Below are 11,060 nucleotides of genomic sequence, written 5' to 3'. Positions count from 1 at the left end.
GGAGGAATGTTTGGCGATGGCCGCGCAGGCTATCCGGGACGCCGATAACCGCCAGTGGATGCCGGGGGTCTGCTGGACCGAGTACGCGCGCGGGATCCTCGACCTCGGGCTGGGCCGCTACGAAGCGGTGCTCGACCGAGTGGACCGGGCGATGACCGGCCCCGCCCGCCATGCGTTCCTGTGGCGGTATTCCTGGCCGGACTACATCGAGGCCGCCGTCCGGGTGGGCGATCCGCAGCGCGCGCAGGAGCCCCTGAGACTCTACACGGAATGGGCCGAGTCCACCGGCCGATCCAGGCCGCTTGCCGTACTGCATCGGGTCCGTGCGCTGCTGGCCCCGGACAGCGCGGCCGCGGCACTGTACGAGCGGGCACTGGCCCTGCACGCCGAGGGCGAGCAGGCTTTCGACGAGGCACGCACCCGCCTGATCTACGGAGAATGGCTGCGCCGCACCAGGCGGCGCGCCGAGGCACGCACCCAACTCCAGGCCGCCATGGAGGCCTTCGACCGGATCGGCGCGGTTCCCTGGTCTGACCGTGCGGCCGCCGAACTGCGCGCCACCGGGCTCTCCCTACCGGACCATGCCCGTGCCGGAGACCCACTAGACGTGCTGACACCGCAGGAGCTCCAGGTGGTACGGCTGGCCGTCACCGGCGCATCCAACCGCGAAATCGGCGCGCAACTGTTCCTGAGCCCGCGAACGGTCGCCTCCCACCTGTACAAGGCCTTCCCCAAGCTAGGCGTAGCCTCCCGCGCCGAACTGGCACGGCTCACACTCGGCGATAGATGATCGGCTGCGCGGCGACGCCGTTGGCCTTGAAGTTGACCAGCACGAAACTGCGGAAGGTCGGTCGGAAGATCAGGCTGGGTAGGAAGGTCCGCCAGTTCGGCCAGCTGGCGTGGTTGACGAGCCCGTAGTCGGCGGGCTCGCCCTCCAGCGGCTGCACCAGCGCGGAGTTGGGCAGCGCGGTCTTGGCCTGGAACCACCCGGCGGTGTAATGCCATACCTTCAGCAGGGTCTCGCGGTCGTCGGCGTAGAAATAGTTGAACAGGAAGCAATGGTCCTGGCTGTGGTCCACGTCGCCGAGTCGTCCGGCGTTGTCGGCGACGATCTGGTGGGTACGGCGGGCGGTCGCGCGGAGCGTCTGGGCGAGCTCCTTGTAGGCGGCGCTCTCGCGCACCGCCAGGGCCGCCTCCACGGACACGGTGCGGATCAGCACGACGACGTCGAAGCGCGCCGGCCGTATGCCCCGGTCGGCCAGCAGCTCGTCGCCCTCGCCGGGCGGCCGCAGGACCGCGCAGAACACGTTCGCCTCGCGCGCCTCCATGCCCGCTGCCAGCGCCTTGAGGCGGGCGGCCAGCGGGAGCGGACGCGAGGGGGCCCGCGAACGGGAGTCCGGCCGGCGACCCTGCAGGGCCTGGCCGCGCCGGTCAGGGAACTTGCCCGCTGGCTCGGCCGCCGCGGGACCGAGGCCTATGTCCTGCCCGCGCGCATGCTGCCCAGGCCCGCCCGCTACGTCCCGCACATCTACGGTCTACGCCTGCGGACTGCGCAGTTCCGAGGCCCGACTGCTGCGCCCCGGCGACGTCGATGTCAGTGCCGGGCTCCTGCAGGTCCGCGATGCCAAGGGCGGCAAGGACCGGCAGGTGCCGGTCTCCGGGCCGCTGCGCGAACGGCTGGGCGGCTACCGCGCGCGCATGGCCGGGCAGCCGGGCTGGGAATGGTTCTTCCCCGGCGGCAGCGCCGGGCAGCCGCTGGCGCTGGGAAACGTCTACAAGAACTTCCGCCGGTTCCTCTGGCAGGCGGGCATCTCCCACGGCGGGCGGGGCCACGGACCCCGCGTCCACGATCTAAGACACACGTTCGCGGTCAACAACCTGCGGACATGGTTCGCCGCCGGCGAGGACGTCAGCGCGCTGCTGCCGGTCCTGCAGGCCTACATGGGCCATTCCTCGATCGGCGACACCGCCTACTACCTGCGGCTGACCGCCGAGTCCTACCCGCAGATCGCCGCCCGCGTCCACCGCGAGTACGGCAGCATCGTGCCGCCCGTCATCGGAGGGCCGGCCGATGGCGACTGACTTCGCGGTCGCCCTGCGCCGCTTCCTCACCTCCTACCTGGCCGGGCTCCGCGGTTGCTCGCCCAGCACGATCGCGTCCTACCGCGACACGTTCAAGCTCCTGATTGCCTGGTTCCGTGACGAGCGGTCCGTCCCGCCGGCCAGGCTCACCCTCGACCACCTCGACGCCGGCGCCGTCACGGCATTCCTCGCCCACCTGCAGGAAGACCGGCACAACAGCGTCTCGACCCGGAACCAGCGGCTGGCCGCGATCAGCTCCTTCGCCACGTGGATGCAGACCGAGGACCGGCCCGGATGGCCTGCTGGCAGGACATCCTCGCCATCCCCTCCAAGAAGCAGGACCGCCCTGCCGTCAGGCACCTGACCGTTGACCAGGCCCGGCTCCTGCTCGCCCGGCCCGACCGGTCCACCCGGCAGAGCCGGCGCCACGCGACCCTGCTCGCCACGCTCTACGACACCTGGGCCAGGGTTCAGGAACTCGCCGACCTGGTCGTCCGCGGCATCCGCCTCCAGCACCCGGCCATGGCATCGCTGACCGGCAAGGGCCGCAAGACCCGCCACGTCCCCCTGGACGGCGGCACCGTCACGCTGCTGGCCGCCTACCTGGAACGGCGCCCATGTCGGCCTCGGGTCTGGCGCAGTGAGGCCCGCCGGTCACGCGCGACTTCCTCGGCACCAACCCGTCCCCCGCCCTGCTGCGCAGTGTCGTGAGGGCGCTGCGTGAAGAGAACGAGATCGATGTCCTGCGCCTGCTGGGACTGATGAAGGCGATGAGAGCATGAGCGTCAACGTGCTGCGAACCGACGGCCGCTGGTGGGTGGAGCGCGGTGGTCTGGCCCGCCCTGTAAAGACGGCCGCGGAGACCACGGCGGATCTGCTGGCTGACCGGGAGGCGGTCATGGAGGCCGATGGGGGCGCGGATGGAGTACCGGTAGGAGAGCTGGAACTGCTGTCGCCGGTGACTACACCGTGCCGGGTGGTCTGCCAGATGGTGAACTACCGGTCTGCGTCCGCGCCCCGCTTGACCCGGCGCGAGGTGTCCGCCGATGCCTTGCACGCCTGGGCGGCCTCAATCCGCAGGACGAACCGGTGTTCCTCGGAGGCGAGATCACGGACGCCGGAAGGGGACGCCAGCGCGATCTGCCGGTCGTCGGCAAGCTGGAGCAGTTTCTCCAGGTCGTATGGCTGCCTGATCAGCCTGTCGCCGTGATAGACGAGCACGCCATCGACGTCGCCCCGCTCGATTGCTTCGAGCAGCTCGTCCCATGCGGGGCGCTTACGGTTACGCTGCCAGGCAGAGCGAGAGTTGTCCTTGTAGACGTGACGCTCGTCGATCGGCCAGGCGAGACGATCGGCGAGCTGGCGGCAGTCGTCTTCCTGCCGCTCGACCTTCTCCAGCGACCCGTCAGGGGCGTAGCTGAGTCGGCAGTAGATCGCGGCGGCCTTCGGCATGAATTGTATAGGTGTGGGCTTGACTTCCACTGGACTGGAGTTTCTACCGTACAGGCGCACGAGATCGAGAGGAGATTCGTCATGGTGACGCTGGACACCGCGCGGCTGGCCGAGGGGCTGCGCGAGCAGACCGCGGGGTTCGCCCGCGCGGCCGCCGGAGGGGACCCGGACACCCAGGTGCCGACCTGTCCGGAATGGCCGTTGCGTACGCTCGTGGGGCACATCGGGCAGGCCCATCGGTGGGTGACGGAGCTGCTGCGCAAGGGCGAGCCGGCGGGAGTGCCGGACCCGTGGCAGGCCGATCCCGGCGCACCGGCCGGGTGGGTGGAGTGGCTGAACGACGGCGCCGAGGAGCTGATCGGCGCTGTCCAGGAGGTCGGCGCGGACACCGAGGTATGGACGTTCCTGGGCCCGCGGCCCGCGGCGTTCTGGCTGCGCAGGATGCTGAACGACACCGCCGTCCACCACTACGACGCGGCGGTCACGACGGGTGGCGGGTTCGGGATCGCCGACGACCTCGCGGCCAACGTGATCGTCGAGGGCCTGGAGATGCTGGCGTCCCCGGGCGCGGAGGCGGTCAAGCCGGAGCTGGTCGAGCTGCGCGGCAACGGTGAGCGGCTCGGACTGCGGCCCGACCAGGGGGACGGGTGGGTGATCACCAGGTCGCCCCAGGGGATGTGGTGGGAGCACGGGCCGGTGGCGGCCGATGTGGTGCTGTCGGGGGCCGTCACGTACCTCATGCTGGTGTGCAACCGCCGCCTTCCCCTCGACGACGATCGGGTGGCGATCACCGGGGACCGGGCGCTGATGGAGCACTGGCTGGCCCACATGGCGATCTGACCCCCGGTAGGCTTTTGTCAGCTTTTGCCCGCGGCGCGCCTCATGGCTACGGGACCGGCGATTGTCGGGACCAGCTCGATGAAGGCGGCACTGGAACGACTCGGGTTCGGGCCGTGCCACCACATGTTCGACATCCTCACCAACCCCGACCGCGTCGAGAGGTGGCTGCCCCTGGCCACCGGCGAGCAGGTGGACTGGGAGCACGTCTTCGACGGCTTCCGCGCCACGCAGGACTGGCCGGCGTCCTTCTTCTGGCGGGAGCAGGCGGAGGCGTACCCGGAGGCGAAGGTCGTCCTGACCGTACGCGACCCGCACGACTGGTACGTCAGCATGCAGGCGCTCATGGCCAACGGCCCGGGGCGGGAGCTCCCGGAGGACATGCCGGAGGCGGCGGCGGCCGTGGTCGGCGGGATGATGCGGCTCGGCCCGGTGCTGGAGCTGATCTCCCGGTCCGTGTTCGACGGCAAGGGAAGCGTCTCTGATTAGCTAAGCGATCCTTGGTCTGGTCGTGGTTTCCGGACTGGGGATGTGTTCCCACCGTGGCGGGGTGGCGTGGGCGTGTAGGTGGAAGCCTGCGCCCAGCACCGCCCCTCTGGGCCGATGTCGCCGTCGGGTGGGGATGCTTGAGCTGATCGTGTGCACGGTGGTCGTGCGCACGCCCTGGTACCGGTGGGCTGCGCGGGGCAGCACGTGCTGGTCCGTGTGAGCGTGTCCCTCCGGACGCCGGCCCGCCGGCCCGGTGGGGCCGGGGGTGGAGGGTGCCCCGCGTCGCCTGGGCGCGGGGCGTGTGGATCGGGGCCGGGTGGGTCCGGCCTTGGACCGGTCCTTGCGGCGGGTCTGGGTGGTGGCTGGGGTGAGCACGGCTTGGGCTTCGAGTTTGTCGGCCATGCTGCGGATGGACAGGTGGCCGGTGTCGCGGTGGGTGACGGTGTTGTTCTGGTGGGTCAGGCCGCGGGCCGCGATCCGCTGCCAGGCGCCCTGGTCGCGGTCGCCCTGCCAGCCGCAGTCGGGGTTGGGGCACAGCGCCCACTTCCACCCGGGCTGGTCAGGCCGGTCGGGGGCTCGGCAATGCCGCAGTGGCACCAGGCACTGCGGGCAGTGCTTGGAGGTGTTCTTCGCCGGAACCGTGACCACGGCGATGCCGACCTCGGCGGCCAGGTGCCGCATACAGTCCACGATTTGCCCGCGCACCGCCTGGGACAGGCGCGTGTTGAGGGTGCGGCCCATGCCTTTGGCCTCCATCGACCGCAGATCCTCCACATAGATCACGCTCGCGCCTGCGGCGATGGCCTGATCCACCGCCCACCGGGCCGCCGCCCAGGCCAGCGCATCGTTCAGGTTCGACCGGCGATCGGCCACCTTACGTCGTTCGGCGGCCAGCACGGCGTGCCTGCCCACCAGCAGATGGTCAGCGCCGCCGGCGATGAGCCGCTGGTAGGCATCGGTCTTGGCGTGCAGGTGCTCGCCTTGGCGGCGCAGCCGGTGCTGGCGGGCCATCACTCCGGCGGCTCGGAACCGGGCACCGGCCCCCAGCGCGACGATACGGCCATCACCGTGACGGCGCACTACGCCCGCACTCAGCAGGGTGTTGAGTCCCCAATCGACCCCCAGCGCCACGCTGTGCCCGATGCGGGATACGGCGGGCACCGCGTGGGTGAAAGCCAGATCGGCGTGCACCCTGCCACCCTTCGGGCGCAGGGTGGGCAGGTGCAGCGCCGCATCGGCGGGTACGGTGGGCGGCAGGGTGATCGCGCAGGCCACCCACCGCCAGTCGGCGTAAGAGCGCGGATCCGGGCGGGTGGGCAACTGCACCCTGAGCAGTGCGCGGTCGGGGTCATGGTCGTGGCGTTCGAGCGTTGCCTGCTGCCGGTCGACCGCGGCCAGGACCAGCATCCGCGCCACCCGGGGCACGCCCTCCAGCTCGAACACATCCGCGGGCAACCGGCCGTGCTCGCAGTCGAACACGGCGATCTGCTGGGTTCGTGCCTTGATCACGCTGCCGGGCAGGTGACGCCCCTCGGGGATCGCCTGGCGCACTTGGTCCCACTCGGCCGCCGTACGCTTGGCGGGGTCGGCAGGCCAGGTGGCCAGCACGGCGGCGGTCAACTCGGCCCGCCAGCACGCGCCGCGCAACGTCCGCCCGGCCTGTTCCTGGGCCATGCGCACGATCCGATCGTTGACCCGCACGCTCTGCGGCGCGTCAACGCTCCAGCCCAGCCGCCGCAAAGCCGTCCACGCCTGCGACGGCAGGCGTCGCCCGGCCGCGTCCGCCCCAGAAGCCAGCCGTGTGACGTCGGCGCTGTTCCAGTGCTCGGCCAGCAGGGCCTCGGCGATGCCGGACACCAGCTCGGCACACCAGCCCACCTGCTCGGCCAGCACGCGCGCCGACAGCACCTCGCCGGTCTTCTCCTCCACCCCACCGCGCAACAAGGCGCGGGCACAGGCCGTCCGCGTGGCCTGGCCTGCGGCCAGCGGCGGCTTTCGCCTCACCAGCCACCCCCGCCCTGGCTGCCCCCGCCCTGGTGAGGCACGGGCTGGCGGGGCCCGGCCGGCACACCCGCCCGAGCGAACCGCCCCCTCCGCACCACCTGCACCCCACCCACCAACTTTCACTCTGAGTGACCGTTAGACTACCACAACGTGACCAGATGGTCGAACAGGTGAGCGACACGCGGACATCGGCGGGCATTGAGGACCCCGGTCCCTATCGAGTCCCTGTCGTCACCATCGTCCCTGAATCACCCCTATCATTCGGCAACACGCAGAAGCCTGGAAGCCCTGAAAGCGCGGGCGAGATCTGCCGCGATCAAACTCCTGATCACAAAGGATCCCTAAGAAATCAGTGAGCCTGCCCGCGGAGCGGCTGCTGGTGTTCGACGTGCGCGAAGGGTGGGAGCCGCTCTGCCGGTTCCTGGGCGTGGACGTCCCGGCCGGGGAGCCGTTCCCGCACCTGAACGACGCGAAGGCGATCCGCCAGACGATGGAGCGGCTGGTCACCGAGGGCACCATCGACTCGCCGTTCTCCAGGCGCGAGTGAGCGCTGGGTCTCACGTGTCCAGGTAGCGGAGGATCGCCAGGACGCGGCGGCTGTAGTCGGGGTCGCGGGGCAGGTCGAGCTTCTCCACGATGGCGTTGACGTGCTTCTCGACCGTGCTGAGTGAGACGTGCAGGCGCTCGGCGATGGCCGCGTTGACGAAGCCCTGGGCGAGGTGGCGCAGCACCTCGCCCTCGCGCGGGCTCAGCCTGCTCAGCGGATCGGCGTGGGTGGTGCGGGCCAGGAGCTGCCGCACCACCTCGGGATCGAACGCGGTGCCGCCCGCGCGTACGCGTTCGAGCGAGTCGAGGAAGTCGGCCACCTCCGAGACCCGGTCCTTGAGCAGGTAGCCGAGGCCGCGCGTGGAGCCGGCCAGGAGCCTGGCCGCGTAGTGCTGCTCGACGTACTGGGACAGGACGAGCACGCCGACGCCGGGATGGCGCTCGCGGATCTCCAGGGCCGCCCGCAGGCCCTCGTCCTTGTGGCCGGGCGGCATGCGGACGTCGATCACGGCCACCTCGGGGCGGTGGCGCTCGACGGCGGCGAGCAGCGCGGGAGCGTCGCCGACGGCCTCGACGACCTCGTGGCCGGCGTCGTCGAGCAGGCGAGTGAGCCCTTCGCGCAGCAGCACGGAGTCGTCGGCCAGGATCACCCGCACGGGTCCGCCTCCGTCCGGGACCCGCCGGGCCGTGGCTCCGCCGCCGCGGACGCCGCGCCGGGGGATCCTCCTGGTGGGATCTTCGGGAGCAGGGCGGCGATCTTGGTGGGGCCGCCCGGCGGGCTGTGGACGGTGAACTCACCGTCGAGCGCCAGGACGCGCCGGGCCAGCCCCGACAGCCCGCCGCCCGAGGGGTCCGCCCCGCCCGCGCCGTCGTCTGAGATCGCCACGCCCACCGCCCGCTCGTCCTCCGTCAACACGACCAGGATGTCACGCGCCCCGGCATGCTTGATCGCGTTGGTGATCGCCTCGCGGGCGACGAAGTAGAGCGCGGTCTCGACCTCGGACACGGGCCGGTCGGCCAGCCCGTAATGCACGGTCACCGGCACGCTCGAGCGTTCCGCGACGCCCGCGAGCGCGGCGCGCAGCCCCAGTTCGTCGAGCGCGGTCGGGTAGATGCGCCAGGCCACGCTGCGCAGCTCGTCGAGCAGCTGCCGCGACTCGCTGTACGCCTGGGCGACCAGCTCGCCGGTCCGCTCCGGGTCAGGGCTGTGCCGGGCGCGGCCGAGCAGCATGGCGAGCGCGACGCCGCGCTGCTGCACGCCGTCGTGGAGGTCGCGTTCGATCCTGCGCCGCTCGTCGTCGACGGCTTTGACGATGCCGGAGCGGGTGGCGGTCAGCTCGGCGATCCGCCGGCGCATCAGCTCGTGGCTGCCGGGGCCGAGGAAACGGTCGGCCAGCCGCCGTTCGAGCGATCCGACGGCCAGGGCCATGAGGGCGACCAGGGCGAGCAGCACGGCGCCGCCGGTCAGGCCGAGCACCCCGCTGCTGGTGACGATCTTCACGCCGGGCAGGTTCACGGGCACCGGCTCTGCCCGCCCCCATGCGAGGTCCCACAGGCCGCCGAGCAGGAGGAGCCCGCCGAGGAAGAGGCCTGCCGCGCACCCGTACCCGCCGAGCACGCCGAGGGCGGCGCGCGCGACGAGGAAGCCGTAACCGCCGTCCTGCCGCGTCGTCTCGTGCCCGAGCCACCTGGACAGCCGGGCCCTCTCCAGCGCCATCAGCCTGTCCAGCCCGCGCGCGGCGGCGGGCCGGGCCGCGGGGACCAGGCACGCGGGCCACGCCACACACAGGAAGACCAGCTCGACGAGGCCGAGAGCCATCCCGAGGACGACTCCCGCCAGCACCCGCGCTGCCCTGTTGCCTGACACGGGCGTGAAGTCTAGGCGTGACTGCCTGGTCATGCGCACGGCTCTAGGCGTCCCGGTGGCGCAGCACAGCGTGGCCCGCCGCCAAGGCCGCCGCCGTCCAGGCGACGAGCCAGGCCAGCCCCTCCCCCGCCGGATACGGGATCGGCCCGCCGGTCAGGTTGTCCACGCTGCCCATGAAGGCCAGCCCGGCGAACATCGGCATCCGCAGCGACGCGTCCAGCGCGACCTGGCTCCCGGTCATCAGCAGCATCAGCGGCAGACCCATGAGCAGCATGAACACCACGGTCAGCGTGCCCGCCGCGCTGCGCATCGCGGCGCCGACGCCGAGCGTCATCACCGACACCAGCGCGAAGAACACCCCCACCCCGAGCAGGTCGGTCACGACCTCGCCGATGGGCAGCACGACGATCCCGCCGAACAGGTCGCCGGACAGCACGACGTGCACGGCCGCCGTCGCCACGGCTCCCGACAGCACGCCCGCCGCGGCCATCACCGGCGCCACCACCAGCGCCTTCGCCGCCAGCACCATCCCTCGGACGGGCGTGGCCTGCAACGTCACCCGGATGCTGCCGGACGAGTACTCCGAGGTGATCGCCAGCATCGCCAGCGCCACCAGCGCGAACTGGACGAACGACGTCGCCGACACCACCGGCTCGCTCGCCGTCACCCGCACCCCGGTCCGGCCTGCACGCAGGGCGTCGGTGGCGGCCGCCCCGCCGAGCATGAGCGCCGTCACCACCGTGAGCGCCGCCGCGCCGGCCAGGCACCACCACGTGGACCTGACCGACCACAGCTTCGCCCACTCGGCCCCGATCGCCTGCCGCAACGTCCTCATGATCCCGCCCCGTACTCGACGCTTCCCGCCGTCAGCTCCTGGTAGGCCTGTTCGAGCGAGGCCTGCCTGGTCCGCAGCTCGTGCAGCCGGATCCCGGCCTCGTGCGCCAGGTCGCCGACCGTTTCGAGGGCTGCGCCGGTGGCCTCGAGCTCGTTCTCGCCGTGCCGCTCCACCGCGATCCCGGCGGCGCGCAGCCGTACCGCGAGATCTCCGGCGTGCGGGGTGCGGACGAGCACGGACGTCAGGGAGCTGCCGGCGATGACCTCGGAGAGTGGCGCGTCCACGATGAGGCGGCCCTTGCCGATCACGACGAGGTGGTCGGCGGTGAGCTGCATCTCGGTCATGAGGTGGCTGGAGACGAACACCGTCCTGCCCTCCCCGGCCAGCGACCGCATGAGCCCGCGCACCCAGCGCACCCCGTCCGGGTCGAGCCCGTTGACCGGCTCGTCGAACATCAGCACCTCGGGGTCCCCCAGCAGCGCCGCCGCGATCCCGAGCCGCTGGCTCATGCCGAGCGACAGCGCCCCGGCCCGCTTGCGCGCCGCCCCGGCCATGCCGACCCTCTCCAGCACCTCGCTCACGCGCCGCCGGGGGATGCCGTTGGCGCGGGCCAGCGCCAGCAGGTGCGCGTGGCCGCTGCGGCCCGGGTGGAGGGCTCGGGCGTCGAGGAGCGCGCCGACCACGCGGAGCGGGTTCCTGATCTGGTGGTACGGCATCCCGCCGACCAGCGCCGTGCCCGCGGTGGGCCGGTCGAGGCCGAGGATCAGGCGCATCGTGGTCGATTTGCCCGCCCCGTTCGGGCCGAGGAATCCGGTCACCACGCCCGGTCTCAGCTCCAGCGTCAGGTCGTCGACCGCCAGGCGGTCGCCGTACCTCTTGCTCAAACCGTTCAGACTGATCACGCCGCCCCACGCTAGGCAGCCCTCGGCCCGGCGGGTATGGGGGCGA

14 protein-coding genes are annotated in these 11,060 nt (G+C 71.8%); 7 read left to right on the top strand and 7 right to left on the bottom strand.

All coding sequences use genetic code 11. From position 1 onward, the window contains the following. Positions 1–790 (top strand): helix-turn-helix transcriptional regulator (locus tag ABN273_RS56530; protein WP_349458052.1); only part of this gene is annotated, 790 nt, incomplete at its 5' end. On the opposite strand, the gene ABN273_RS56525 is transcribed toward ABN273_RS56530, so the two are convergent. Then, entirely contained in the window at positions 771–1,526 is a 756-nt protein-coding gene (locus tag ABN273_RS56525) for a hypothetical protein (RefSeq protein WP_349458054.1), read from the bottom strand. The genes ABN273_RS56530 and ABN273_RS56525 overlap by 20 nt on opposite strands. Here ABN273_RS56525 and ABN273_RS56520 point away from each other — a divergent pair. From ABN273_RS56520 to ABN273_RS56510, 3 genes are read left to right on the top strand one after another with little or no spacing between them, the layout of a single operon-like run. After that, complete coding sequence (locus ABN273_RS56520; protein ID WP_349458051.1) at positions 1,477–2,082, top strand: tyrosine-type recombinase/integrase; 606 nt, start codon at positions 1,477–1,479, stop codon at positions 2,080–2,082. The genes ABN273_RS56525 and ABN273_RS56520 overlap by 50 nt on opposite strands. Then, on the top strand, positions 2,072–2,446 hold the full coding sequence (locus tag ABN273_RS56515) for a phage integrase N-terminal SAM-like domain-containing protein (protein ID WP_349458050.1): 375 nt from the start codon (positions 2,072–2,074) through the stop codon (positions 2,444–2,446). The genes ABN273_RS56520 and ABN273_RS56515 overlap by 11 nt, the downstream gene beginning before the upstream one ends. Beyond that, the gene (locus ABN273_RS56510; protein WP_349458049.1) at positions 2,377–2,793 is read left to right on the top strand and encodes a tyrosine-type recombinase/integrase; all 417 of its coding nucleotides are present in this window, start codon (positions 2,377–2,379) and stop codon (positions 2,791–2,793) included. Before ABN273_RS56515 ends, ABN273_RS56510 begins: the two co-directional genes overlap by 70 nt. A 285-nt stretch (positions 2,794–3,078) precedes the next feature. On the opposite strand, the gene ABN273_RS56505 is transcribed toward ABN273_RS56510, so the two are convergent. After that, positions 3,079–3,534, bottom strand: a complete 456-nt coding sequence (locus ABN273_RS56505) for a recombinase family protein (RefSeq protein WP_349458048.1) — start codon at positions 3,532–3,534, stop codon at positions 3,079–3,081. An 81-nt stretch (positions 3,535–3,615) separates the two neighbouring features. Between ABN273_RS56505 and ABN273_RS56500 the strand changes: the two genes are divergently transcribed. Further along, on the top strand, positions 3,616–4,374 hold the full coding sequence (locus tag ABN273_RS56500; RefSeq protein ID WP_349458047.1) for a maleylpyruvate isomerase family mycothiol-dependent enzyme: 759 nt from the start codon (positions 3,616–3,618) through the stop codon (positions 4,372–4,374). Between the two features lie 42 nt (positions 4,375–4,416). Further along, the gene (locus ABN273_RS56495) at positions 4,417–4,860 is read left to right on the top strand and encodes a sulfotransferase family protein (protein ID WP_349458046.1); all 444 of its coding nucleotides are present in this window, start codon (positions 4,417–4,419) and stop codon (positions 4,858–4,860) included. On the opposite strand, the gene ABN273_RS56490 is transcribed toward ABN273_RS56495, so the two are convergent. After that, positions 4,861–6,864, bottom strand: a complete 2,004-nt coding sequence (locus tag ABN273_RS56490; protein ID WP_349458045.1) for a zinc ribbon domain-containing protein — start codon at positions 6,862–6,864, stop codon at positions 4,861–4,863. A gap of 352 nt (positions 6,865–7,216) precedes the next feature. On the opposite strand from ABN273_RS56490, the gene ABN273_RS56485 reads away from it, so the two are divergent. After that, positions 7,217–7,411, top strand: coding sequence for a sulfotransferase (locus ABN273_RS56485; protein ID WP_349458044.1), 195 nt, complete (start codon positions 7,217–7,219; stop codon positions 7,409–7,411). A gap of 10 nt (positions 7,412–7,421) precedes the next feature. On the opposite strand, the gene ABN273_RS56480 is transcribed toward ABN273_RS56485, so the two are convergent. Genes ABN273_RS56480 through ABN273_RS56465 form a run of 4 tightly spaced genes read right to left on the bottom strand, consistent with a single transcriptional unit; the run spans position 7,422 to position 11,014 of the window. After that, positions 7,422–8,066 carry a response regulator gene (locus ABN273_RS56480; RefSeq protein ID WP_349458043.1) on the bottom strand — a complete coding sequence of 215 codons (645 nt, stop codon included), beginning with the start codon at positions 8,064–8,066 and terminating at the stop codon, positions 7,422–7,424. After that, positions 8,057–9,277 carry a sensor histidine kinase gene (locus tag ABN273_RS56475; protein ID WP_349458042.1) on the bottom strand — a complete coding sequence of 407 codons (1,221 nt, stop codon included), beginning with the start codon at positions 9,275–9,277 and terminating at the stop codon, positions 8,057–8,059. The genes ABN273_RS56480 and ABN273_RS56475 overlap by 10 nt, the downstream gene beginning before the upstream one ends. 43 nt (positions 9,278–9,320) lie before the next feature. Then, positions 9,321–10,112 (bottom strand): ABC transporter permease, encoded by a 792-nt coding sequence (locus ABN273_RS56470; protein ID WP_349458041.1) that lies wholly within the window; start codon positions 10,110–10,112, stop codon positions 9,321–9,323. Next, complete coding sequence (locus ABN273_RS56465) at positions 10,109–11,014, bottom strand: ATP-binding cassette domain-containing protein (protein ID WP_349458040.1); 906 nt, start codon at positions 11,012–11,014, stop codon at positions 10,109–10,111. Before ABN273_RS56465 ends, ABN273_RS56470 begins: the two co-directional genes overlap by 4 nt. Positions 11,015–11,060 lie beyond the last annotated feature (46 nt).

The sequence above is a fragment of the Nonomuraea sp. B19D2 genome (assembly GCF_040137845.1).
Taxonomy (GTDB): Bacteria; Actinomycetota; Actinomycetes; order Streptosporangiales; family Streptosporangiaceae; genus Nonomuraea.
The sequence above is the reverse complement of the archived record's forward strand: the minus strand, read 5'-3'. Positions and strand labels throughout refer to the sequence as shown.